The 23,751-nt window shown below is 66.6% G+C and carries 19 protein-coding genes; 6 read left to right on the top strand and 13 right to left on the bottom strand.

What is annotated here, in order from left to right; translation table 11 throughout:
• Window positions 1-2: 2 nt before the first annotated feature.
• The 5 genes from narJ to U5S82_11305 form a co-directional block, all read right to left on the bottom strand.
• Entirely contained in the window at window positions 3-728 is a 726-nt protein-coding gene (narJ, locus tag U5S82_11325) for a nitrate reductase molybdenum cofactor assembly chaperone (GenBank protein MDZ7752233.1), read from the bottom strand.
• Complete coding sequence (narH, locus tag U5S82_11320) at window positions 715-2,271, bottom strand: nitrate reductase subunit beta (GenBank protein MDZ7752232.1); 1,557 nt, start codon at window positions 2,269-2,271, stop codon at window positions 715-717. Before narH ends, narJ begins: the two co-directional genes overlap by 14 nt.
• Window positions 2,268-6,017, bottom strand: coding sequence for a nitrate reductase subunit alpha (locus tag U5S82_11315; protein ID MDZ7752231.1), 3,750 nt, complete (start codon window positions 6,015-6,017; stop codon window positions 2,268-2,270). Before U5S82_11315 ends, narH begins: the two co-directional genes overlap by 4 nt.
• A 55-nt stretch (window positions 6,018-6,072) precedes the next feature.
• Window positions 6,073-7,686: an MFS transporter gene (locus U5S82_11310; GenBank protein ID MDZ7752230.1), complete on the bottom strand. Its 1,614-nt coding sequence runs from the start codon at window positions 7,684-7,686 to the stop codon at window positions 6,073-6,075.
• Between the two features lie 69 nt (window positions 7,687-7,755).
• Window positions 7,756-10,497 carry an MFS transporter gene (locus U5S82_11305; GenBank protein MDZ7752229.1) on the bottom strand — a complete coding sequence of 914 codons (2,742 nt, stop codon included), beginning with the start codon at window positions 10,495-10,497 and terminating at the stop codon, window positions 7,756-7,758.
• A 381-nt stretch (window positions 10,498-10,878) separates the two neighbouring features.
• On the opposite strand from U5S82_11305, the gene U5S82_11300 reads away from it, so the two are divergent.
• Both U5S82_11300 and narL read left to right on the top strand, forming a co-directional pair.
• Window positions 10,879-12,873 carry a histidine kinase gene (locus U5S82_11300; protein ID MDZ7752228.1) on the top strand — a complete coding sequence of 665 codons (1,995 nt, stop codon included), beginning with the start codon at window positions 10,879-10,881 and terminating at the stop codon, window positions 12,871-12,873.
• Window positions 12,870-13,550: a two-component system response regulator NarL gene (narL, locus tag U5S82_11295; GenBank protein ID MDZ7752227.1), complete on the top strand. Its 681-nt coding sequence runs from the start codon at window positions 12,870-12,872 to the stop codon at window positions 13,548-13,550. The genes U5S82_11300 and narL overlap by 4 nt, the downstream gene beginning before the upstream one ends.
• A 143-nt stretch (window positions 13,551-13,693) precedes the next feature.
• Here the strand turns inward: narL and U5S82_11290 are convergent, their stop codons facing one another.
• The 6 genes from U5S82_11290 to speE form a co-directional block, all read right to left on the bottom strand.
• Complete coding sequence (locus U5S82_11290; protein MDZ7752226.1) at window positions 13,694-13,951, bottom strand: hypothetical protein; 258 nt, start codon at window positions 13,949-13,951, stop codon at window positions 13,694-13,696.
• On the bottom strand, window positions 13,948-14,577 hold the full coding sequence (parA, locus tag U5S82_11285) for a ParA family partition ATPase (protein MDZ7752225.1): 630 nt from the start codon (window positions 14,575-14,577) through the stop codon (window positions 13,948-13,950). Before parA ends, U5S82_11290 begins: the two co-directional genes overlap by 4 nt.
• A gap of 168 nt (window positions 14,578-14,745) precedes the next feature.
• On the bottom strand, window positions 14,746-15,333 hold the full coding sequence (locus U5S82_11280) for a mobile mystery protein B (protein MDZ7752224.1): 588 nt from the start codon (window positions 15,331-15,333) through the stop codon (window positions 14,746-14,748).
• A complete protein-coding gene (locus U5S82_11275) occupies window positions 15,330-15,800 on the bottom strand; it encodes a mobile mystery protein A (protein MDZ7752223.1) in 471 nt (156 codons plus the stop codon). The genes U5S82_11280 and U5S82_11275 overlap by 4 nt, the downstream gene beginning before the upstream one ends.
• Window positions 15,801-15,903: 103 nt before the next feature.
• Window positions 15,904-16,149, bottom strand: coding sequence for a hypothetical protein (locus tag U5S82_11270; GenBank protein MDZ7752222.1), 246 nt, complete (start codon window positions 16,147-16,149; stop codon window positions 15,904-15,906).
• A complete protein-coding gene (gene speE, locus U5S82_11265) occupies window positions 16,146-17,009 on the bottom strand; it encodes a polyamine aminopropyltransferase (GenBank protein MDZ7752221.1) in 864 nt (287 codons plus the stop codon). The genes U5S82_11270 and speE overlap by 4 nt, the downstream gene beginning before the upstream one ends.
• 212 nt (window positions 17,010-17,221) lie before the next feature.
• Here speE and speA point away from each other — a divergent pair, with 212 nt between their 5' ends.
• Together speA and U5S82_11255 are read left to right on the top strand one after the other, a co-directional pair.
• On the top strand, window positions 17,222-19,126 hold the full coding sequence (gene speA / locus U5S82_11260; GenBank protein MDZ7752220.1) for a biosynthetic arginine decarboxylase: 1,905 nt from the start codon (window positions 17,222-17,224) through the stop codon (window positions 19,124-19,126).
• 1 nt (window position 19,127) lies between these two features.
• On the top strand, window positions 19,128-20,015 hold the full coding sequence (locus U5S82_11255; GenBank protein MDZ7752219.1) for an NAD(P)-dependent oxidoreductase: 888 nt from the start codon (window positions 19,128-19,130) through the stop codon (window positions 20,013-20,015).
• Between the two features lie 291 nt (window positions 20,016-20,306).
• Here the strand turns inward: U5S82_11255 and U5S82_11250 are convergent, their stop codons facing one another.
• Window positions 20,307-21,293 carry a sulfurtransferase gene (locus U5S82_11250; protein ID MDZ7752218.1) on the bottom strand — a complete coding sequence of 329 codons (987 nt, stop codon included), beginning with the start codon at window positions 21,291-21,293 and terminating at the stop codon, window positions 20,307-20,309.
• A gap of 496 nt (window positions 21,294-21,789) precedes the next feature.
• On the opposite strand from U5S82_11250, the gene U5S82_11245 reads away from it, so the two are divergent.
• The gene (locus U5S82_11245) at window positions 21,790-22,449 is read left to right on the top strand and encodes a metalloregulator ArsR/SmtB family transcription factor (GenBank protein MDZ7752217.1); all 660 of its coding nucleotides are present in this window, start codon (window positions 21,790-21,792) and stop codon (window positions 22,447-22,449) included.
• Window positions 22,450-22,486: 37 nt separating this feature from the next.
• On the top strand, window positions 22,487-22,918 hold the full coding sequence (locus U5S82_11240) for a hypothetical protein (GenBank protein ID MDZ7752216.1): 432 nt from the start codon (window positions 22,487-22,489) through the stop codon (window positions 22,916-22,918).
• A 13-nt stretch (window positions 22,919-22,931) separates the two neighbouring features.
• Here U5S82_11240 and U5S82_11235 read toward each other — a convergent pair whose 3' ends face one another.
• On the bottom strand, window positions 22,932-23,720 hold the full coding sequence (locus U5S82_11235) for a hypothetical protein (GenBank protein MDZ7752215.1): 789 nt from the start codon (window positions 23,718-23,720) through the stop codon (window positions 22,932-22,934).
• Between the last annotated feature and the right edge of the window lie 31 nt (window positions 23,721-23,751).

The following is a 23,751-nucleotide window of genomic DNA, read 5'->3' as shown; positions in this document are numbered from 1 at the left end:
ATTCAAAGCGCCCGCGGCGGCGCCACCCATTGGGTGCCGGACGCACCGCCGGCGGGTCTTCCCGGGGTGCAGCCGGCGGCCGCGTCGGGGCCGAAGGTGACGGGCCCCTCCTGCCAATCCCGGTCCAGGGCCCCGGGGGTGGCATCGTCGGACTCCCCGGCGACCTCCCGCGCGATGGCTTCCAGCACCCGCTCCCGGTCCACACCCGCCAGGCGCAGCAGGGGCGGGAACAGGGGGGCGTAGGGGCTGGCGCGCCGCTGCAGGCGGGCATGTAACAGGGCGAGCAGTTCTCCCACCCCCTCGAGCCATTCCCGGGCCGCCTGCGCGGGCAGCAGGGAACAGTACTCGAGGAACAGGGGCAAGTAGTCCGGCAGCTCCGATACCGCCGGCTCCAACCCGGCGGCCCGGTAGTGGGCCAACAGGTCCACCATGGCCTGACCCCGGTCCCGCGACTCGCCGTGGATATGCTCGAACAGGTGCAGGGACAGGCGCCGCCCGCGGTCGAAGGTGGCCACGTACTCCGCCTGCAAATCCAGCAGGTCACCCTCCTCCAGACGGGCGAGGAAGGTCGTCAGGGCGACCCGTTCCGCTGCCGGCAGGTCGGGCGCGGCCGTGATCGCATCCCGCAGCTCGGCCGCCGCCGCCTGAACCTCCGCCTGGGGATAGTGCAGGAGCACGGCGATCACCTTCACGATATCCATGGGGGCCATCTCTTCAGGATTTGTCATTGTCGACCTCCACCGTCCACGAGGGATAGGCGAACTTGCGCCGCTTCGGGTCCTTGCTGCCGAACAGGTTGCCCTGGGACAGGCCATGGGTGTTGCAACCGTCACCGAAGGTGAAGCCGCAGCCGCTGCGGGTGCCGTACGGGTCGGGCATATCCTCCCGGTGGCCGGTGGGAACCACGAAGCGGTCTTCGTAGTTGGCGATGGCCATGGTCTGGTACATCTCTTCCACCCGCTCCGGGGTGAGCCCCACCTGCTCCAGCACCGCTTGGTCGTCCACGTGGTCCACCCGCTGGCGGCGCTTGTACACGCGCATGGCAAGCATGCGCTTGAGGGCCAGGGACACCGGAGCCTCATCCCCTGCAGTGAGCAGATTGGCCAGGTACTTGAGGGGGATGCGCAGGGAATCCACGTCCGGAATGAGCCCCTCCTGGCCCACCTTTCCGGCATCGGCGGCGGCCTGGATGGGGGACAGGGGCGGCACGTACCAGACCATGGGCAGGGTGCGGTACTCCGGGTGCAGGGGGAAGGCCACCTGCCAGTCCATGGCCATCTTGTAGACGGGCGAACGCCGCGCCGCCTCCAGCCACGACTCCGGGACCCCGTCGGCGCGGGCCGCGGCGATCACTTCCGGGTCATGAGGGTCGAGGAATATCTCCAGCTGCGACGGATACAGGTCCTGCTCCCGCGCGACATTGGCCGCCTGGTGGATACGGTCGGCGTCGTACAACAACACCCCCAGGTAACGGATCCGGCCGACGCAGGTCTCGGAACACACCGTGGGCTGGCCGGCCTCGATGCGGGGATAGCAGAAGATGCACTTCTCCGATTTGCCGGACTGCCAGTTGTAGTAGATCTTCTTGTAGGGACAGGCGCTGATGCACATGCGCCAGCCGCGACACTTGTCCTGGTCGATGAGGACGATGCCGTCCTCCTCCCGTTTGTAGATGGCCCCCGAGGGACAGGCGGCGACGCATGTCGGGTTGAGACAGTGCTCGCACAACCGCGGCAAGTACATCATGAAGGTATTCTCGAACTGCCCGTACATCTCCTTCTGCACCGCCTCGAAGTTGGCGTCCTTGGAGCGCTTCGCGAACTCCGTGCCCAGGATCTCCTCCCAGTTGGGCCCCCATTCGATCTTGTCCATGGGCTTGCCGGTGATGGCGGAGTAGGGCTTGGCCGTGGGCTGGGCACGGGACTCCGGGGCGTTGTGCAGGCGCTGATAGTCGAAGTTGAAGGGCTCGTAATAGTCATCGATGAGGGGCAGGTCCGGGTTGGCGAAGATGTTCGCCAGCACCTGCCACTTGCCGCCGATGCGCGGCACCAGCTTAGCGTTGCCGGTCCGGCGCCAACCCCCGTTCCAGCGCCCCTGGTTCTCCCATTCCTTGGGATAGCCGATGCCCGGCTTGGTCTCCACGTTGTTGAACCAGGCGTACTCCATCCCCTCCCTGGAGGTCCACACGTTCTTGCAGGTGATGGAGCAGGTGTGACAACCGATGCACTTGTCCAGGTTGAGGACCATTCCAATCTGAGCGCGGATCTTCATCGTGTGTACCTCTGAGCGAGAATGCTGGTGTCGTCGCCTTCCAACCAGTCGACCTTGGCCATCTTGCGCAAGATGACCATCTCGTCGCGGTTGGAACCGACCGTACCGTAATAGTTGAACCCATAGGCCTGCTGGGCGTAGCCACCGATCATATGGGTCGGCTTGACCACGGCCCGGGTCACGGAGTTGTGGATGCCCCCCCGGCGACCGGTGATCTCCGAGCCGGGGGTGTTCACGATGCGTTCCTGGGCGTGGTACATCATGGTCATGCCCGGGCGCACCCGCTGGGACACCACCGCCCTGGCCACCACCGCACCGTTGACGTTGAACACCTCGATCCAGTCGTTGTCCTCGATGCCGGCCTCGCGGGCATCGTCCTCGGAGATCCACACGCAGGGACCACCCCGGGACAGGGTCAACATGATCAGGTTGTCGCTGTAGGTGCTGTGGATGCCCCACTTCTGGTGGGGGGTGATCCAGTTGAGCACGATCTCCTTGTGGCCGTTGCTGCGGGCCTGATGGATCCCCTTCAGGGTCTTGGTGTCCACCGGCGGCCGGTAGCTGGACAGGGACTCGCCGAAGGCCCGCATCCAGGGGTGGTCCTGGTAGAAGTGCTGGCGCCCGGTGAGGGTGCGCCAGGGGATCAACTCATGGACGTTGGTCCAGCCGGCGTTGTAGCTCACCTCCTCGGACTCGATGCCGGACCACGTGGGAGCGGAGATGATCTTGCGCGGTTGGGCCACCAGGTCGTGAAAGCGGTGCTTGGTGTGGTGGGCCCCTGCCGCCAGGTGGGCATGCTCGCGGCCGGTGATGCGGGATAAGGCCTGCCAGGTCTTTACCGCCACCTCCCCGTTGGTCTCCGGAGCCAGGCTCAGGATCACCTCGGCGGCGTCGATGGCGGTATCGATGCGCGGCCGGCCCGCGGTCGGGCCATCACCCTCCCGCACACCGTTCAACTGGCCCAGAAAGGCCACCTCGTCCTTGGTGTCCCAGGCGAAGCCCTTGACCGCGTTGCCCGCGGACTCCATCAGGGGGCCGAGGCTGGTGAAGCGGTCGTAGACGGCGGGAAAGTCGCGCTCCACCACCGCGATCTGGGGCATGGTCTTGCCCGGTATGGGCTCCACCTCCCCCCGTTTCCAGTCCTTCACCTCCATGGCCTGTCCCAATTCGGTGGGGGTGTCATGGAGCAGGGGCAGGGTCACGATGTCCTTCTCCACCCCCAGGTGCCCGGGCACCACTTGGGAATAGGCCCGCGCCAGACCCTTGAAGATCTCCCAGTCGCTGCGGGACTCCCAGGCCGGGTTCACCGCCTCGCTCAGGGGGTGGATGAAGGGGTGCATATCCGAGGTGTTGAGGTCGTCCTTCTCGTACCAGGTGGCGGTGGGCAGCACCACGTCCGAGTACAAGCAGGTGGTGGACATGCGAAAGTCTATGGTCACCAGCAGGTCCAGTTTCCCCTCCGGCGCCTCGTCGTGCCATTCCACCTCCTGGGGGCGCCGGGTCTCGGCGCTCATGTCCGGACCCTGGACCCCATCGCTGGTCCCCAGCAGATGCTTCAACAGGTACTCGTGGCCCTTGCCGCTGGAGCCCAGCAGGTTAGACCGCCACACGAAGAGGTTGCGCGGGAAGTTGGCCGGGTTGTCCGGATCCTCACAGGCGAAGCGCAGGGCGCCGGACTTGAGTTGATCGACCACGTACTCCTTGGGGTCCTGGCCGGCGGCGGCCGCCTCCCGGGCCACCTCCAGTGGGTTGCGTCCCAGTTGCGGCGCCGATGGCAACCAGCCCATGCGTTCGGCGCGCACATTGAAGTCGATGAGGCAACCGGCATAGGCGTCGGCGTCCGCCAGGGGCGACAGGATCTCCGCCACTCCCAGCTTCTCGTAGCGCCACTGGTTGCTGTGGGCGTACCAGAAGGAGGTGCCGTTCATCTGCCGTGGCGGGCGCGACCAGTCCAGGGCGAAGGCCAGCGGCAGCCAGCCGGCCTGGGGCCGCAGCTTCTCCTGACCCACGTAGTGGGCCCAACCGCCGCCGGACTGACCCACGCAGCCGCACATCATCAGCAGGTTGATGATGCCCCGATAGTTCATGTCCATGTGGTACCAGTGATTGAGTCCGGCCCCCACGATCACCATGGACCGCCCGCGGGTCTTGTCGGCGTTGTCGGCGAACTCCCGGGCGACCCGTATCACGTGGGCGGCGGGCACCGAGGTAATGGCTTCCTGCCAGGCCGGGGTGTAGGGCTTGTCCTCGGCATAGTCGGCGGCGGCGTTGGGGTCGTCGAGCCCCCGCTCGACCCCGTAGTGGGCTCCCTGGAGGTCGAACACCGTCGCCACCAGCACCTCCCGTCCGTCGGCGAGCATGATCCGCTTGGCCGGGACGCGGTGGGTAATCACCTCCGGGTGGGGATTGTTGGGGAAGTAGTCGTGGACTATCCCGCCGAAATAGGGGAACGCCACCTCCGCCACGGTGTCGTGGCGATCCAGGAGAGTGAGGGCCAGTTCCACCTCACGCCCCTCACTACCCTCCCTGGACTCCAGGTTCCACTTGCCGGAGCCGTCCCAGCGGAATCCCACCGAGCCGGTGGGCACCACCAGATCGCCGCTGGCCGTATCCACCGCCAGGGTCTTCCATTCCGGGTTCTTCTCCTGGCCGGCGCCGCCGGCCAGGTCGCTGGCACGCAGGTAGCGCCCGGGCGTAAGACCATGTCCGGTCTCCTCCAGGCACACCAGCACCGGCATGTCGGTGTAGCGCCGGCAGTAGTCCTGGAAGTAGGCGCTCGGGCGCTCGACATGGAACTCCCGGAACACCACGTGGCCGAGGGCCATGGCCAGGGCCGCATCGGTGCCCTGCTTGGGTGAGAGCCACAGGTCGGCGAACTTGGTGTTCTCGGCGTAGTCCGGAGACACCACTACCACCTTGGTGCCCTTGTAGCGGGCCTCGGTCATGAAATGGGCGTCCGGGGTGCGGGTCTGGGGCACGTTGGAGCCCCACATCATGAGGAAATCGGCGTTGTACCAGTCCGCCGACTCGGCCACGTCGGTCTGCTCGCCCCAGGTCATGGGGGAACTGGGGGGCAGGTCGCAGTACCAGTCATAGAAGCTCAAGGCGACGCCGCCGATGAGGGACAGATAGCGACTGCCGGCGGCATAGGAGACCATGGACATGGCGGGGATGGGAGAGAAGCCCACCACCCGGTCCGGCCCCCAGGTCTTGGCGGTATAGACGTTGGCGGCGGCCACCAGCTCGTTGACCTCGTCCCAGTTTGCCCGCACCAGGCCACCCAGGCCGCGCTTCGACTTGTAGGCACGCGCCTTGTCGGGATCCCCCGCGATGGCGGCCCAGGCCTCCACCGGGTCGTCGTACTGCTGGCGGGCCTGGCGCCACTGGCGCAGCAGGGCGCCCCGCACCATCGGGTACTTGAGCCGGTTGGCGCTGTACATGTACCAGGAGTAGCTGGCCCCCCGGGGGCAGCCGCGGGGTTCATGATTGGGGAGATCGGGACGCGTGCGCGGGTAATCGGTCTGCTGGGTCTCCCAGGTGACCAGGCCGTCCTTGACGTAGATCTTCCAACTGCAGGAGCCGGTGCAGTTCACCCCGTGGGTGGAACGCACCACCTTGTCGTGCTGCCAACGCTGGCGGTAGGCCTTCTCCCAGGCCCGGTCTTCCCGGGTGGTCTGCCCGTGACCGTCGGCGAAGTCGTACTGGACCTTCTTGAAAAACATCAGGCGATCGAGAAAGTGGCTCATGGCCGGTACCTCTTGGTCGGGTTCAGGGAACGCTCGGGGTTGAGTAATCTGGCCATCAGGGGTTCTTGAAATCGGCCCCGGGGCGCAGGTAGAACCACCAGTTCAGCAGCAGGCAGAACAGGTAGAAGGCGGCAAAGCCGTAGAGGGCGTGCTCGGGGGTCGCGGCCCTGATCTGCTCACCGAAGACCTGGGGGATGATGAAGGCCCCGTAGGCCGCCACCGCCGAGGTCCAACCCAGGGCGGGGCCCGCCTGCTCCTTGGGGAAAATCATGGCGATGGTGCGAAAGGTGGAGCCGTTGCCGATACCGGTGCCCGCGAACAGCACCAGGAACAGCAGGAAGAAAGGCACGAAGTACTCCTCCGGGGTGGGGGAGCTATAGGCCTGTTGCAGGAAGTAGGCGACCCCCAGGGCACTGGCGATCATGATGATGGTCACGATCTGGGTCACCTTGGCGCCGCCCATCTTGTCCGCCACCCAGCCCCCCAAGGGACGGATAAGAGCGCCGATGAAGGGTCCCATCCAGGCGTACATGAGGGCGCTGGGGCCATTGGGGTTCGGGGTGTCGTGGGTGAGCATCCCGGCCACCTCCAGGTGCTGGAAACCGAACACCACCTTGATGGCCAGGGCGAAGCCCGCCGAGTAGCCGATGAAGCTGCCGAAGGTCATGGTGTAGATGATGCTCATGACCCAGGTGTGGCGATTGCCGAAGATCTGGAACTGGCGCTTGAGATTGGGCTTGATGTCCCCGGGGATCAGCTTGAGCAGGAGCACCGTGGCCAGGATGACCCCGGCGATCACCGGCCACTTCGCCCAGTCGGGTGCGCCGAGCCCGGTGGGCGCCGGCAGGATCAGATACAACCCCAGGGCGGCGGTCATCAGGCCGATGGCGAGCATACCCGTGATCTTGGTGAAGGAGGCCAGGGGCGAGCCGATGAGGGGGGACACCTGGTCGGTGCGGATATTGTTCATACCGAACCAGGTGGCGAAGGCCAGGGGCACCAGCAACAGCAGCCATACGAAGCCGGCATTCTGTATCCACGTCTCCGTACCCGCCGGGATCTTGCCGATGAGGGTGCCCGAGGTGGTCTCGAGCACCAAGGGCTCCCCGCCGAGGGCCCCGAACAGGCCAAAGGTCATCGCCAGGGGCACCAGGATCTGCATGATGGTGACACCGGCGTTGCCGAGGCCGGCATTGAGCCCGAGGGCAAGGCCCTGGATGCGCTTGGGGAAAAAGAAGCTGATGTTGGACATGGACGAGGCGAAGTTGCCGCCGCCGAAGCCCGAGAGGAGGGCCAACAGCTGGAACACCCACAGCGGCGTATCCGGGTCCTGGAGCGCGATGCCGGTGCCGAGGGCCGGTATCATCAACAGGGATGTGGTGAAGAAGATGGTGTTGCGGCCCCCGGCAATGCGGATGAAGAAACTCGAGGGGATGCGCAGGGTGGCCCCGGACAGACCGGCGATGGCGGCCAGGGTGAAGAGATCGGCGGTGCTGAACGCAAAGCCGAGGTTCAACATCTGTACCGTGATGATGCCCCAGTACAGCCATACGGCAAAACCGCACAGCAGGCTGGGGATGGATATCCACAGATTGCGGTAGGCGATGCGCTTGCCGGTGGTGTTCCAGAAGTGATCGTCCTCGACATCCCATTGGGTGAGATCAGACATGGCTTGGGGTCCTCACAGGGTCCGGTTGATTGAGTGTGTAGTGGTTCATGTTTTGTTCTTGCCCGGTCTTCAGCAGGGCACCTCCGCATCGCGGCGGCCGTACCACCACCAGGTGACGGCCAGACAGGCGAGGTAGAACAGGGTGAAGAAGCCCAGCGCCGCGGTGACCCCGCCGGTCAGGTCCAGGGCCGTGGCATAGGCGATGGGGATGAAGAAACCGCCGAAGGCCGCCACGGCGGACGACAACCCCAGGACGGCTGCCGCCTCCTTGTCTCCGGCGATGACGGCCCGCGCCCGCACCTCGTCGGCGAGCCCCTCGGACCAGCGCAGGTGGAGCTTGTGGAACACCACCGGCACCATCTTGAACGTCGAGCCGTTGCCGATGCCGGCGGCCGCGAACAAGACCAGGAAGAGAGTCAGGAAGGCCTCGTAATCGCCGCTGCCGCCGTAGCCGGGGAGGGTCCCGATGACCGCCAGCGCCGCGAGTGCCATGACCGCGAACACCACCAGGGTGACCCGGGCACCCCCGACGCGGTCCGCGAGCCAACCACCGACGGGCCGCACCAGGGCCCCCAGCAGGGGCCCCAGGAAGGCATACTTGAAGGCATCCTGGTCGGGGAACTGGTTGGACACCAGCATGGGGTAGCTGGCGGCGAGGCCGATGAAGGAGCCGAAGGTACCGGTGTAGAGCACGCTCATGAGCCACTGATGCTTGCGCCGAAAGACCACCAGTTGCTCCCGGAACGTCCCCCGCACCCGGCGGATGTCGTGCATCCCCAAATACGAGGCGAAGGCGGAAAGCAGGATGAATGGGACCCAGATGAAGCCCGCATTCTGCAGCCATACCTGCCGCTGCTGGCCGTCCACCACCTGGGTCTGGGGCTCACCCCCGAAGAACATCAGGGCCCCCGAGTAGATCACCAGGGGTGTGACGATCTGAACCAGGGACACCCCCAGATTGCCGATCCCGGCGTTCAACCCCAGGGCCGTGCCCTGCATCCACTTGGGATAGAAGAAACTGATATTGGCCATGGAGGAGGCGAAGTTGCCCGCACCGAGCCCGCACAGCAGGGCGACGGCCACGAACACCGCATAATCGGTACCGGGATCCTGGACCGCGAAGCCCATCCAGAGGGCCGGCAGCAGCAGCACCAGGGTACTGAACACGGTCCAGTTGCGGCCCCCGAATATGGGCACCATGAAGGCGTAGAGGACCCGGAACGCGGCCCCCGAGAGGCCCGGCAGGGCGGCCAGCCAGAACAGTTGGCTGGGGCTGAACTGGAAGCCGACCCGGGGCAACTGCACCACCACCACCGACCACACCAGCCACACCGAGAACGCGATGAGCAGCGCCGGCATGGACAACCACAGGTTGCGGTTGGCGATGGCCTTGCCGCGCCGCTCCCAGAACTCCGGGTCCTCGGGGCGCCAGTCCTCGAGGCAGTGGCGGCCACGCCGCACCCGCGATATGAGGTGCTCCTTGACCAGTTCCTGTTGCAGATCGCTGCGCCGTTCCAGCACATTGGTGCGTTCGGCCCGTTCGGCGAGCCAGGTCCACACCATCACCCCCGCCAGCACACCGTAGAGCAGCATGAAGGCCGAGGAGCGCACGTTGAGGGCATCCGCCGCGATCCCGAACATGATCGGCAGGGTGAAGCCCCCGAGCCCGCCGATGACCCCCACCAGGCCCCCCACCGAACCCATATTCCCGGGGTAGTAATCGGCCAGCAGGCGATAGACGCTCGCCTTGCCGATGCCCTGCGCGACCCCTACCACGAACACCAGCATCGTAAACATCACCACCCCTACCGCCACCTCGAAGGAGACGTCCCCCTCGATGCCGTGGATGGTCATGGTGGTGGCCGGGTAGGAGAGGAAGAACAGGCACACCAGGGAGACCCAGAACACCGCCCAGGTCACCGTGGTGCCACCGTAGCGGTCCGATATCCAACCACCCAAGGCGCGCACCAACCCCGATGGCAGGGTGAAGAAGATGGTGATCAGGGCGGCGGTCTGCAGGTCGAGGCCGTACTCGCCCACGTAGTACCTGGGCAACCACAGGGCCAGGGCCACGAAGCCGCCGAACACGAAGTAATAGGCGAGACCGAAGCGCCACACCCGGGCCTCGGTCAGGGGCGCGAGCTGAGCGGCGAGGGTGATGTGGCTCTTGCGGCGCTTGCGCTCCTGCTGGGCCGGGTCGGGATAGGTGAAGAACCAGAACACCACCGCCATCACCAGCATGGCCACGGAATAGATCTGGGGCACCGCCCGCCAGCCCAGGGCCACCACGATCATGGGTGCCACCAGGTTGGTCACCGCGGCCCCGGCGTTGCCGGCCCCGAAGATACCCATGGCCGTGCCCTGGTACTTCTTCTCGAACCAGGCCGAGGTGTAGGCGATGCCGATGGCGAAGGAGCCTCCCGCAAGGCCGACGAACAGGCCGATCACCAGGTACTGCCAATACTGGTCGGCGAAGGCGAGCCCGTAGGTGGGGATCGCCACCAGGATCATCTGGATGAAATAGACGATACGCCCGCCGTAGCGGTCGGTGAGGATGCCCAGGGGCAGGCGTACCAGGGAGCCGGTCAGGATGGGAGTGGCCACCAGCAGGCCGAACTCCGTTTCGTTGAGACCCAGCTCGTCTTTGATGCGGATGCCGATGATGGAGAACATGGTCCACACGGCGAAATTCACCGTGAAGGCCAGGGTGCTCATGGTGAGCACCGAGATCTGCTTCCCGCGCTCGAATACGCGCTCGTCCCCGTCCGGATGATCGCGCCTGCCGTCTGTGTTGCTAGTGGTCCCCGTCATGGGACGTGCCTCTCGTCTCGTGACCCGACTCGAGACGCAGGCTAGCCCTCCCGGAGGACGGCGTTTTTGACCTGGATCAGGGATAAAAAAAGCGCGAGATTGCTCCCTACCCCCTTCGAGGTAGTCGGACTATAAGGCTATAACTTACTGTTTTATAACATTTTTTACCGGGCCCAAGGGATCCCTGGGCAGACCTTGCGGGCTACCGGCGACGGGGGCGAAGCGCATTGGGGGTAACCCGTCGGCGCCGCCCCCGAAACGGCTACACTAGGGGAAGATGCCACGGTCGTTGCGGAGTGCCCGTGGCGACGGTCGTCCCCACGCCATCCGCCCGGCCGCGACCGGCACCGGGGCGAAATCCACGGCACCCATGGAGCATAGATGTCGCTGCCCAAGAACTCGTTGCTGGTGCGCCTGTGGCTGCTCATGGCGAGCATCACGATGCTCGCGGTGGTGAGCATGGTGACCTCCATGGTCATTGCCGATCGACTGTTGGGTGACGCCAGCGCCATCAACCAGGCGGGTTCCCTGCGCATGCAGGCCTACGTGGCCTTGAGCACCGCCCTGACCACGACCCCCGCGGAGAGCGGTGAGCCGGACCCCGCCTTCGACGCCGCCGAGGCGGCGTTCCTCCAGCGCTACCACAATCCGCGCCTGACCCAGGTCCTCCCCACCGACCCCGCCGATCCGGTACGCCAGTCATACCGGGCGCTGGGGCAGGCCTGGGGGGAAGTGGCGCGGCCGTTGCTTCGGCAATACCTGGAGGTGAAGAACCCTGGCACGGATGAGGCGACGCGGCGCCAGGCCCAGGCCCAGGAGCAGGCCCAAGACCGGGCCCGGGAAGGGATCCGCGAGGTGGTCACGCGGATCGACGGCTTCGTCCGCATGCTGGAGCAACGCTCCGAGGACAAGGTATTGAGCCTGAGGGCCCTGCACACCGCGACCCTCTTCATGACCCTGCCCCTGATCTTCCTCACCATGTACTTCATGCAGACGGAGGTATTGGTGCCCCTGAAGGCCCTGCTGAAGGGCGCCCAGCGTGCCCGCAAAGGCGACTTCTCCGTGCGGGTGAGCGATACCAGCGGCCACGAGTTGGGGCAGTTGGGAGGGGCCTTCAACAGCATGGCCGAGGACCTCTCCGCCCAATACCGGGACCTGGAGGCCCGGGTGGCGGAGCGCACCGAGGCCCTGCGCCGCAGCAACCGGGCCCTCGAGCTGCTTTACCGGACCCTAAGCCGGCTCAACTCGGCCCCCGCCGTCGCGGCCACCTACCGGGCCCTGCTCGACGACCTGCGGGAAGTCCTGGGTCTCGCCTCCGGAGCCCTGTGCATGGTGGACCCGGGGGACGGCCGGGGACACGTCTGGATCACCGTACCCACCGCCACGAGCACCTGCGCTGCGCCTTCCTGCACCCCGTGTCTGGAGCAGCGCCAGACGGAGATCCGCGACGGGCACCTTCCCGACGGCGGCGCGCCGGCGCGGCTGCTCACGGTGCCTCTGGTGGACAAGGGCCAAACCTATGGCGTGATCAATCTGGAGTTACGCCCCGGGGCCCGACTCGAGGACTGGCAGCTCCAGCTTGCCACGGCGGTTGGAAACCACGTGACCATGGCCCTGGCCAACGGCCGGCGCAGCGTGGAGACGCATCGCGCTGCGCTTCTGGAGGAGCGGGCGGCCCTGGCCCGGGATCTTCACGATTCCCTGGCACAGTCCTTGTCTTATCTCAAGATCCAGGTCGCCCGCCTGGAGTCGTCCCTGGCGCGGGGCGGGGCGGACGATGCAACCGCCCCCTTGATCCGCGAACTGAAGGACGGCCTCAACGGGGCCTACCGGCAACTACGGGAACTGCTCACCACCTTCCGGCTGGAGATGGACGGGCGCGGACTCGCGCGGGCCCTGGAAGAGACGGTGGCGGAACTGCAGGACCGGACCTCCACCCGGTTGTACCTGGACAACCGCCTCGGCGGTTGCCGGCTGAGCCCCAATGAGGAGATCCATGTGTTGCAGATCGTGCGCGAGGCCCTGAGCAATGTGATCCATCACGCCCGCGCGACCCACGCCACCGTTGCCCTGAACTGCAGCGGTGACGGGCGGGTCGCCGTGACCGTGAGCGATGACGGGATCGGCCTGGCCGCGGCTGGCGCCGGCGTCCATCACTACGGTCTGACCATCATGAGCGAGCGGGCCGAGAGCCTCGGGGGCACCCTGGTCCTGGAGCAGACCCCGCAGGGCGGGACCGCGGTCCAGGTGGCCTTTCCCCTGAGCGAGGACCACTCATCCCGCACCGTGGCCGGCGCTACGGCGGCGGCGCCCGGGAAGGGCGCTGACGGGCTGTGGCGGACCTGGACCGGCGACCCCTCGGTGACGACGCGATGAGCGGGGACGAAGTCACGTCGGTCCTCGTAATCGACGACCACCCCCTGTTGCGCAAGGGCGTTGACCAGCTGCTGGCCCTGGACGACGGGTTGACGTTGGTGGGAGAGGCCGTGTCCGGCGAGGAGGGTCTGGAACTCGCTCGGCGACTGGCCCCCGATATCATCCTGCTCGACCTCAACATGGCCGGCATGGGTGGCCACGAGACCCTGCGCGCCCTCAAGACCCAGGACCCGGAGGCCCGAGTGGTGGTCCTGACGGTCTCCGATGACGAAAAAGACGTGGTCGCGGCCCTGCGCGCCGGGGCCGAGGGTTACCTGCTCAAGGACATGGAACCCGAGGCGATGCTGGCCAGCCTGCACGACGTCGCCGCCGGAAAACTCACCTTGAGCCCGCGGGTGGTGGGCCTGCTCGGCCGCGCCCTGCGCCAGGAGGCCCTGCCGCGCACCCCCCACGAGGCGGGGCTCACCGAGCGGGAGGTGGAGGTGCTGGCGGCGCTCACCGGCGGCGGCAGCAACAAGGTGATTGCCCGCCAACTGGCCATCTCCGAAGGCACGGTCAAGGTCCACATGAAGAACATCCTGAAGAAGTTGCGCCTCAATTCCCGCACCGAGGCGGCGGTATGGGGTGTCAGTCACGTCCCGGGGCTGGCGCCGACCGACACCGAGGCCTCGCGTTAGCCTACAGGGAAAGGACGGCCGCAAGGCCGGTGCGATCGTTCCTTACGCCGCGCGCGACCGCCACCCGTACCTGGCTTACCGCGAGATGTTTCACCAAACCAACGTCAACGGCGGCCCCCGCCTGCAGCCGATGAGGTGCCCCCTCAGTCGGGCCACACCCGGCGACCGCGGTGGAAGGGATCGCCGGGCGGCCCTGGATCGGCCGGCGTTGGCTTCGCGGCGGCTCGCGGGGCCTTGGCGGCCGGGGCCGGTCGCGGGCGCGCCGGGGCCCGCTTCCGGGCCGGTGCCGGAGTGGAGTGCGCGGGGGTCGCCGGGGCGGAGTCCACCGGGGCACCGGCCCCGCTGCGGGCCTTGCGGATGGAGTCCACCAGGCGCTGGCGGGTCTTGTCGGCGTCGGTCATGGCCTGATTACCTCGTTGATGAGTTCGTCCACTTCGGCCGCCGCGGCGGCGCCCCGGCGTCCCGCATCGTAAACGGTCCTGCCCTCCAGGGCGGTGTTCCGATAGATGGCGCGGCGACGGATGGCGGTGGTCGCCACCGGCAGCTCCAACTCGGCCAGGGCCTCACGCATGAGCCTGGACAGGGTGGTGCGAGGCTCCAGCTGGTTGATCACCAGCATAGCCTCGAGCCCCGGGTTCGTCTCCCGGGCCTCCGCCACCGCCCGTTCCACGTGCACCGTGGCCCACAGGTCCACGGGCGAGGGCTGCACCGGGATGAGGGCCAGCTCCACCACGCGCAGCGCGGCGTCGGTGGCCGGGGCATGGACCGAGGGCGGGCAGTCCACCACCAGGTGCTCGAAGCGCCGCCGCAGTACCGCCACCTGGCCCTCCAGCTCGTCCCCCTCGGGGCCGAACACCGGCGGCGCCCGGTCGTGGTCGATGAAGGCCCGCCACTGCAGGGCCGAGCCCTGGGGGTCGACATCCAGCACGGCGGTAGCACCGCGGCGCGCGAGGGCCGCGGCGAGGTTCACGGCCAGCGTGGTCTTGCCCGCACCGCCCTTGTTGCCCACCAGGGCGATTACGGCCATCGTGCATCCCCGCCGTGATCAATGCCCGCGTGCATCACGCCACCCGTTCAAAATGAGTCTGTCCACGTCGCCCCGCGTGCTCCCATGCTGGGTAGCATTGTGCAACGCCTCGTCGTCCACCACCACCCGTAGCCGGTGGCGCCCGCACCCGTGCGGCTGGACTTCCCTTCAAGACCGTACGAAGTCCAGCAACGGCTCGATGTCGTGATGGTCGGCTGCGCGCAGGGCCTCGACATAGCGTTGCCGCGTCTGCCCGGTGTCAACGAGGTTGACTCGTCCCCAGGAAAAGCGGGTGCGGTTCATGGCAACCAGCAGCAGGTCGGTCGCCATGCGGGCGTGTCGGCCATTGCCGTTCGGAAAGGGATGAATCAGGACCAGTCGGTGATGAAAGCGGGCAGCGATCTCGTCCGGTTCATGAGTGCCATGGTCGATCCAGAAACGGCAATCGTCGAGTAGCTGGCGAAGCTCGACCGGGATACGGTAGGCGTCCATGCCGATGTTCCGCTCCGACTTTCTAAGCGTCCCCGCCCAGCGCCAGACCCTGCCAAACATGCGCTTGTGCAGATTGATCAGGAACCGTTCGTCGAGCACGTCGCGTTTGCGCGCAAACGCCCATTGCCCAGCGTCCAGGATATTTGCCTGTTCGGCTTCGTTTAGCTCCGAGCGAACGGTGATATAGGACGGAATGAGGTCTTCGCGCTCTTCCCCGGTAAGGGGGGTGGAGGCGTCGTCCTGTTCCTCCAGAGGGTCTTTCATTCATCCCCGTCCCACAGCTCGGAGCCGGCCTTCTCAATCAGCTGCCGGGTCAGGCGCTTGAGCTGTTCCTCCTCGTCTGCATCGGCCACGCTCTGTGCTTCGAGCGCCATGCTGTGGCTGGTCGATTCCAGCCATTGCTTCGCCTTGTGCCGGGCGCGCTCCTCCACAAGGTCCTCGAGAGGCCTGCGGGGCACGAGCGCATAGACCAGGCGGCAGTCCAGCGCGTTGGCCGCTTTCTCCAGGCTGGCGAGTGTCACCGTCTTCTTGGCTTCTGACTGTTCAAGCGCAGGGACTCGCGATTGGACAACGCCCAACCGCCCGGCGAGTTGGGAGGTCGTCATGCCAAGCGCTTCGCGGATCGCCCTGATCCAACCACGCGGCGGACAGGCGAGAGCTTCTGACTCCCGCAGTAAATTCAGTCGGTTATCGAGGATTCGGCGCGCGGTGGCGCGTTCTTCAGGGCGCATAAAATCACTTTTAAATGATTAATTTATGATTATTTTATCACATTAAAATGATCTCCAGACAACAAGAATATCGCCTGTAAATGATATAGACGCATCAAAATTATCATGTATAGATAATATTAGCCGAACAACCCGACCCGGTAACGCGCACCAGGTCGGGAATGCAGCGGTCTGGAACGCCCTGGAACGGGCCCACCAGTTCATCACCCAGGGAGGAGGCCGCCAGGGCGTGCCGGGGCACCGGGCGCGGATGGCTGACCAGCCGGCCCCCCAGGATCTCCGCCACCCGTTCCGGCGGGACCTGGAGCAGATCCTGGGGGGTGGCGGGGGCTTGGGCGGGATCGCTCACGGCGCCAGGGACTCCAGGCGCCGGCGCAGGAACTCCGGCTGGGCCAGGGCGGCGCGGTGGATGTCGGCGTTGTAGTACCGGGTCTCGAAGGTGCAGGCGCGGGCGTCGGCCTCCCGGAACGCCCGGGGGTCGCCGGACCGGGCGGACAGGGTGGCGGTCCACCACCCCGAGGGATAGCTGCATTGAGGGAAATGGAGGGCCACGGACGCCGCGAACCCGGCCTCGCGCACCCTCTGGTGCAGGGGCAGGATGATGCCCTCGGTGTGGTAGAGGGGGGACTCGCTCTGCTGCACCACCAGGCCCCCGCCCGTCAGCGCCCGCCGGCAGTCGCGGTAAAAGGGCTCACGAAACAGGCCCTCGGCGGGGCCGATGGGATCGGTGCTGTCGACGATGATGACGTCGATGCTGCCGGCGGGGGCGTCCTTCACCCACTGGATGCCGTCGGCGAACAGCAGCTCGGCCCGCGGATCGTCGTTGGACTCGCACAACTCGGGAAAATAGCGCTCCGCCAGGCGGGTGACCCGCTCGTCGATGTCCACCTGGGTCACCCGCTCAACCCCCGGGTGTTTCAGGACCTCGCGCAGGGTGCCGCAGTCGCCGCCGCCGATGATCACCACCCGCTTCGGGTCCGCATGGGTGAACAGCGCGGGATGGGCCATCATCTCGTGGTAGATGAAGTTGTCGCGGCTCGTCAGCATGACGAAGCCGTCGATGGTCATGAGGTGGCCGAAGCGTGCCGTCTCGTAGATCTCGATGCGCTGATACGGACTCTGTTCCTCGTGGACCTTGCTGCCGAGCCTTAGGGAAAAGGCGCTGCCGCCCTCCTCGCACACCTCGGTGAACCATTCCCCGCTTTCTATTACCACCGTTTCCTCCCGCGCCGCGCCGGACAACCGTAACCAACCATGGCCACGATGATGGCCGGGCGAGCCAACTGTATGTAAGGCGCCCGATGATAGACGCGCCACCGCGGGGAGGCCAGAATCGCTCCACCGATAGGGCGGCGAACAGGGCACCGGGCGACCCCCGGTGTCGTCTATACTGCCGCCACCAGCGCGCGAAGGGGACCGGATTGAAAACACCTGCAGACAACGCCTGGGGCCCAAGCCAGGCCGCCGAACTCTACAACATCCCCCACTGGAGCGACGGCTACTTCGGCGTGGGCGATGACGGCCAGCTGCGGGCCCTGCCGGCGGGCCCCGGGAACGTTGGCGGCGTGGGCCTCTACGACCTCGCCACGGAATTGCGGGCCATGGGTCTCGCCCCCCCGGTGCTGGTGCGCTTCACGGACATCCTGCACCACCGCCTGGATGCCCTGGCCGGCGCCTTCGGCAGCGCCATGGCGGCCCGGGGCTACGAGGGCACCTATACGGCGGTGTACCCCATCAAGGTCAACCAGCAGGCCCGCGTGGTCAGCGAGGTACTGCACCATGGACGCGGGCGGGTAGGCCTGGAGGCGGGCAGCAAGCCGGAGCTGATGGCGGTGCTCGGCCTCGCCTCGGACGACAACCCGACGGTCATCTGCAACGGCTACAAGGACCGCGAGTACATCCGCCTGGCCCTCATCGGCCGGCGCCTCGGCCACGATACCTGCATCGTCATCGAGAAGCCCTCGGAGCTGCCCATCGTCGTCGCGGCCGCCCGGGATCTCGGCATCGAGCCCGCCCTCGGCATTCGCCTGCGGCTGGCCTCCATCGGCAAGGGCAAGTGGCAAAACTCGGGCGGCGAGCGCTCCAAGTTCGGCCTCACCGCCCGCGAGGTGCTGGAGGCCATCGACACCCTGAGGCAGGCGGGCCTGCTGGAGCACCTGCGCCTGATGCATTTCCACCTCGGCTCCCAGGTGGCCAACATCCGCGACATCCAGACCGGCCTGCGGGAGGCTGCACGCTACTACGCGGAGTTGCGCCGGCTGGGGGTGCCCATCACGAGGGTGGACGTGGGCGGCGGCCTCGGCGTGGACTACGAGGGCACGGCCAGGCGCAGCTTCTGCTCCATGAACTACTCCATCCAGGAATACGCCAACAACGTGGTCCAGGCCCTGGGTGAGATGTGTGAGACCCATGATCTTCCCCACCCGGACATCATCACCGAGGCGGGCCGGGCCATGACCGCCCACCATGCCATGCTGATCACCGAGGTCACGGACACGGCGGTGCTCTCGGACCCGGGTGAGCTGGCCCCGCCGGCCGCCGACGAGCCCTTCATCCTCGACGCCCTGCGGCGCGGCCTGGAGGGGCTGTCCCGGCGCAACGCCGTGGAGACCTTCCACGACAGCGTGCACTGGCTGCGGGAGGCCCAGGACGGCTTCTCCCATGGCGCCATCTCCCTGGCCGAACGGGCCGCCGCGGAGCATCTGTATGCCATCGCCTGCCTGCGCATCCGCGGCCTGCTGGACGCCTCCTCCCGGGGTCACCGGGAGGTGCTGGACACCCTCAACGAATCCCTGTCGGACAAGTACATCTGCAACTTCTCCCTGTTCCAGTCCCTGCCCGACGCCTGGGCCATCGACCAGATCTTCCCGGTGGTGCCCCTGCATCGTCTGAACGAACGTCCCGCACGCCAGGGCGTCATCCATGACCTCACCTGCGACTCCGACGGTCAGCTCCACCAGTACGTCGGCCCGGACGGCGTGGAATCCAACCTGCCCCTGCATGCGGTGGCCGCCGGGCAACCCTACCTGCTGGGGATCTTCATGGTGGGGGCCTACCAGGAGATCCTGGGGGACATGCACAACCTGTTCGGCGACACCCATTCGGTGAACGTGACCCTCACGGGGGACGGCGCATATCGCCTCAGCGAGCCGCTGCACGGCGACAAGGTGAGCAGCGTGCTCAACTACGTCCATTTCTCCGCCGCGGAGTTGCTGGACAACTACCGGCACCAGGCGGCCCGGGCCGGGCTGTCCGGGGCCGAGGCCGAGGGCCACCTCGCCGAGCTGGCCCACGGCCTCGAAGGCTACACCTATCTGGAGGAATGACATGAGGGCAGGCCTCGCAACCGGCGTCATCGGCCTCGGGGCCATGGGCAGCGCCATGGCCGCCAACCTGGCCGCGGCGGGCCACCTGAAGACGGTGTGGAACCGTACTACGACCACGGCCGACACCGTGGCCGCGGCCCTCGATGTAGCGGTGGCCGATGACCCGGCCGACCTCGCCCGCCGCGTCGACCTGGTGATCACCTGCGTGTCCCGGGACTCAGATCTGCAGGCGGTGGTGGACGCCATGGCGCCGGGCCTCGGCGAGGGCCAGGTGGTGGTGGACACCTCCACCGTGGCCGCCGCCACGGCGCGACGCATCTACGGCCAGCTCGCGCCCCTGGGAGCGGACTTTCTCGATGCCCCGGTATCGGGGGGCGTGGAAGGCGCCCGCGCGGGCACCCTGGCCATGATGGTGGGCGGTGATCGCCAGGTGCTGATGCGGGTGGCCCCGACCCTGGCGGCCATCGCCCGGCGCGTGGTCTACATGGGGCCGGCCGGCAGCGGCCAGGCCACCAAGGCGGTGAACCAGATCATGGCCGCCGGCATCAACCAGGCGGTGTGCGAGGCCCTGGCCTTCGGCCAGACCATGGGCCTGCCCATGGAGCGGGTCATCGACGTAGTGAGCCAGGGCGCCGCCGGCAACTGGTTCCTGGAACACCGGGGCAAGACCATGGTGGCGGGCAGCTACGCGCCCGGCTTTCGCCTCGAACTCCACCACAAGGACCTGCAGATCGGCCAGGCCATGGCCGGCGACGCCGGCGGCCCGCCCCTGCCCCTGACGGACGCCACGGTAGCGGACTACGAGGCCCTAATGGAGCGGGACTGCGGCGGCGAGGACATCTCGGCGTTGTATAGGTTGAAGAGGCCGGGGATGGGAAGGAGGGGATAGGGAATGGTGAAGAACGTAGAATAGTGAATAGGGAATGGTGAATGGTGAATGGTGAATGGTGAATGGTGAATGGTGAATGGTGGAGTGTGGGCCGGCGACGGCGGGTTGTCACTGGGCTCTATACCAGCCCTTGAGTGGGGTCCTTCGCCGGACTGAGGCCTGACCCTCATACCGTTTTTCAGCAGACCTCTTTCTTCGAAACCGTCGAATACCTTGAGGGCGATGCGGTTACCGTTGTTTTTCTATTCACTATTCACTATTCCCTATTCCCTATTCACTATTCACTATTCACTATTCTCCGTTATTCCCCATTCCTTCCCCCCCAGCCATCGGCAGAGACGGATTCACGCTCCACTCCATCCATGATCCGTCGTAGTTGCCGATGCGGTCCGCTGGAAAGCCGGCGGCATAAAGCGCCATCACCGTGTGGGATGAACGCAGGCCGATGTGGCAGTAGGTGATGATGCGCTGGTTCGGGCTGATGCCATGGTCTTCCAGCAGGGCGACGATCTCCGGGGTGGACTTGAGCTTCTCGAAGTCATCGAGGAATGCCGACCAATGGATATGGGTGGATCCGGCGATGCGTCCCTTCTCCTCGGTCCCCGCGTGCACCACGTCGCCCACGTACTCCTCCCGGTCACGCACGTCGATGACGGCGGCGCAGTCGTCGTCCAGGGCGCGGAAAGTCTGCCTCAGATCCACCACCAGGGGCTGGCGGGGTTCGGGCACGGGATAGTCGGTCTCGCGGTGAAAGGGCCACAGGATGGTGGTGGGGAAGGCGTAGCGATGCCAGCCCATGATGCCGCCGTCCAGCACCCGTACCTTGCGGTGACCGTAATTATGGAGGGTCCACCATACCCGGGCGGCCTTGTAGGGGGCGTCGCTGTAGAGCACCACGGTGTCATCCGGCGCGATGCCGGCCTTGCCCAGGGCCTCGGCCACCTGCTCGGGGGGGGCGAGCATCTGGGGCACGCCGTCCACGGTGGCCATCACCTTTTCCACCGGCAGGTGGCGGGCGCCCTCGATGTGCCCGAGGGCGTACCACCACAGGCTGCGGGTATCCACCACCACATAGGGCTCCCCGTCCTTGAGCCCATGATAGAGTTCCGGCGCACTGATCATTACCTCGGGCCGGCCGCCGGCGACGATCCGATCCGGGCCGCACGCCGCGCCGCCGGTCACCGCCGCCACCGGCGACGCCAGGGCCAGCATCAGGCCCCACAGGCCAAGCAAAAGGGCGCCCCGGCCGGGACGCATCACGCGATCTTCAGCATTCATGCTCTGTCTACCCCTGGACAAACCAGCCCCTCGGCATCCACCTCGGGGCATCGCTAAAGTTTTTGTTTCAAGGACGCCGATGCGACCCCTCCGGGGGCCCTTGCGGCCCATTCCCGGACCGTGGAACGCCCCCTGTTGTTATCCCTCGGGCGGGGGTTCGCCCCATCGGTCAGAACGGATTACAGCACAATTCCGACGCCATCCCCAGCCCCCGGGGACAGGCGATTCACGGGCCATCCCGGTGCGCGCAAGCGTTGATTATCCAAGGGAACGGGAAGCGCTGAGCATTCCGCGATAAGCACCGCCCCACGGGTCGCTGGAAGGCGCCTGGCGACTTCGTGGCCGGACTCGGAAATGACGTCGCTCCTCGCGAAAGTCGTTCAGAAAGGCCGGAGGTGTTAGGATTTTTCCATTCTTTCCGTTTGTTAACGTATATTACCGATTATTGGTATATATTCAATAAGTCAATTGATTATATAAATAACGTGGTGACGCCATGTCAACCGAAAATTTCAAGACCGATCTGTTCAACCAGTTCGCGCGTGTGGCCAAGGCCCTGGGCAACGGCCGGCGCCTGGAGCTGCTGGAGTTCCTCGCCCAGGGGGAACGCAGCGTCGATGCCCTGGCCCGCGTCTCCGGCCTGAGCATCGCCAATACCTCCCAGCATCTCCAGCAGTTGCGTCATGCCGGCATGGTGGCGTGCCGCAAGGAAGGGGTGAGCGTTTACTATCGGGTGAGCGGCGACGATGTGCTGGAGTTGCTGGACAAGGTGCGTAGCGTGGCCGAGCGCCACGTGGCCGAGGTGGAGCGCATGGTCAGCGCCTATCTCACCCTCAAGGACAGCCTGGAACCCATCCCCGCCGCGGAGTTGCTGGAAAGGGCCCGCGCCGGGCTGGTGACCGTGCTCGACGTGCGGCCGCCGGAGGAGTTCGCCTCGGGCCATCTGCCCGGGGCCACCAACGTGCCCCTGGGGGAACTGGAGAAGAGCCTGCAACGGCTGCCCCCGGACCAGGACATCGTGGCCTACTGCCGGGGCCCCTATTGCGTGCTGGCCTTCGACGCCGTGGCGCGGTTGCGGGAGAAGGGCTTCAAGGCCTACCGCCTGGAGGACGGCTTCCCGGAGTGGCGGCTGGCCGGCCTGCCGGTGGAGCAGTAATCTCCGGCCATCCGCCCCCTGCCTCCCCACCCCGTCCATGAGCATCCTTCATGTCCTCAACCCGGCCGGCCCCATGCGCGGCCCGGCCCTGACCGCGAGCCTGGTCGCGGCCCTGCCCGCTACCGCCGTGGCGGCCGACGATGGCGCGGCATACCTGCCGGCTGTCGTGGTGGCGGCCTTGCTGATCCACACCGGGCTGTTGGTCCGGCTGGCGACAGGCCCGGGCGTCGGCACCTGCTACCGCATCAGCTACGTCAGCATCTACCTCCTCGCCACCGTCATCACCTGGCTGCTCGCGTTCCTGACCCGCGAGCTGGCGGCGATCGCCCTGCCTTCCCTGGCCATGCTGCTGTTGCCCGTGGCCGTCGGGTTGCTGCTGATGGCGAGGGGCCCCCATCGCCTCGGCGGCTCGTGCGCGATGTCGGGCCCGGGCGTCCCCGGCAGCAAGCCCGGCTCCGCCCCCCGCTGAGTCCCCGCCGCCCTCAGGCCCGCAGGTTGGCGGGCTGTCCCACGATGGGCAGGGCCCCCTCCGCTTCCACCAGGTCCCGGGGCAGCCTGTAGAACCACATCTGCCAGATGGACACCGCCCACTGGACGGCGAAGGACAGGGCCATCAGGGCCCCGCTGCCCATCACCACCCAGGCGAAGCCCGGATAGAGCTTGGTGAGATACCACGAGGCGATATCGAAGATGATGCCCACGAAGGGCACGGCGATGACCACGCACTTGAACCACAAGGGCCGCAGGAAAGCGTGGCTGAAGATGAGGCTGGTGAGGAAGAAGATGAAGGTCAGGCCGAAGAGGTGGATATGGGACACCCGCACCAGGGTGAAGATGTCCATGCCGGTGTCCCGCTCCACCAGCTTGCTCACGTCCTGGTAGCTGGCCAGGCTGGGGATATGGGGGTTGGAACCCTCGTGGCAACTGAGGCAGCGGGCCTCGACGATGGGCTCCACCTCGGACCGGTAACCCGCCTCGCCCGTCTCGCTGCGCACCCAGGCGATGATGGTGTTGCGCTCCTCGCCGGACAGCATATTCTGCATCGGTCCCTTGAGGGCCGCCTCCAGGCGGGTGTCACCGGGGCTGCCGCTGTAGGCGATGATGAGGTCATCGACAGACAGGCCAGGGTCACCGTCCCGCCCGGCATGGGACGAGAACACGTGCAGCATGGCGAAGAGGTATCCCAAACCCAGCACCAGCAGGGTCAGGGTGAAGGTCAGGCGCAGACTGAGGGGCAGCCAGAGGAAATGTTGGGTGTTGGAGCTGTTCATGAATATGTACCTCGAATGCCCGCGCCGGCCC

This window comes from Gammaproteobacteria bacterium, assembly GCA_034522055.1.
GTDB lineage: Bacteria > Pseudomonadota > Gammaproteobacteria > JAABTG01 > JAABTG01 > JAABTG01.
The sequence above is the reverse complement of the archived record's forward strand: the minus strand, read 5'-3'. Positions and strand labels throughout refer to the sequence as shown.

What these genes read in the sequence shown, in the direction of transcription:
- U5S82_11280 (MDZ7752224.1), bottom strand. Translation starts at nt 15,333, where the DNA reads ATGAAAGACCCTCTGGAGGAACAGGACGACGCCTCCACCCCCCTTACC.
- U5S82_11245 (MDZ7752217.1), top strand. Translation starts at nt 21,790, where the DNA reads ATGTCAACCGAAAATTTCAAGACCGATCTGTTCAACCAGTTCGCGCGT.
- U5S82_11290 (MDZ7752226.1), bottom strand. Translation starts at nt 13,951, where the DNA reads ATGACCGACGCCGACAAGACCCGCCAGCGCCTGGTGGACTCCATCCGC.
- U5S82_11235 (MDZ7752215.1), bottom strand. Translation starts at nt 23,720, where the DNA reads ATGAACAGCTCCAACACCCAACATTTCCTCTGGCTGCCCCTCAGTCTG.
- U5S82_11315 (MDZ7752231.1), bottom strand. Translation starts at nt 6,017, where the DNA reads ATGAGCCACTTTCTCGATCGCCTGATGTTTTTCAAGAAGGTCCAGTAC.
- narL (MDZ7752227.1), top strand. Translation starts at nt 12,870, where the DNA reads ATGAGCGGGGACGAAGTCACGTCGGTCCTCGTAATCGACGACCACCCC.
- U5S82_11250 (MDZ7752218.1), bottom strand. Translation starts at nt 21,293, where the DNA reads ATGAATGCTGAAGATCGCGTGATGCGTCCCGGCCGGGGCGCCCTTTTG.
- narH (MDZ7752232.1), bottom strand. Translation starts at nt 2,271, where the DNA reads ATGAAGATCCGCGCTCAGATTGGAATGGTCCTCAACCTGGACAAGTGC.
- U5S82_11255 (MDZ7752219.1), top strand. Translation starts at nt 19,128, where the DNA reads ATGAGGGCAGGCCTCGCAACCGGCGTCATCGGCCTCGGGGCCATGGGC.
- U5S82_11240 (MDZ7752216.1), top strand. Translation starts at nt 22,487, where the DNA reads ATGAGCATCCTTCATGTCCTCAACCCGGCCGGCCCCATGCGCGGCCCG.
- U5S82_11300 (MDZ7752228.1), top strand. Translation starts at nt 10,879, where the DNA reads ATGTCGCTGCCCAAGAACTCGTTGCTGGTGCGCCTGTGGCTGCTCATG.
- narJ (MDZ7752233.1), bottom strand. Translation starts at nt 728, where the DNA reads ATGACAAATCCTGAAGAGATGGCCCCCATGGATATCGTGAAGGTGATC.
- U5S82_11275 (MDZ7752223.1), bottom strand. Translation starts at nt 15,800, where the DNA reads ATGCGCCCTGAAGAACGCGCCACCGCGCGCCGAATCCTCGATAACCGA.
- parA (MDZ7752225.1), bottom strand. Translation starts at nt 14,577, where the DNA reads ATGGCCGTAATCGCCCTGGTGGGCAACAAGGGCGGTGCGGGCAAGACC.
- U5S82_11310 (MDZ7752230.1), bottom strand. Translation starts at nt 7,686, where the DNA reads ATGTCTGATCTCACCCAATGGGATGTCGAGGACGATCACTTCTGGAAC.
- U5S82_11305 (MDZ7752229.1), bottom strand. Translation starts at nt 10,497, where the DNA reads ATGACGGGGACCACTAGCAACACAGACGGCAGGCGCGATCATCCGGAC.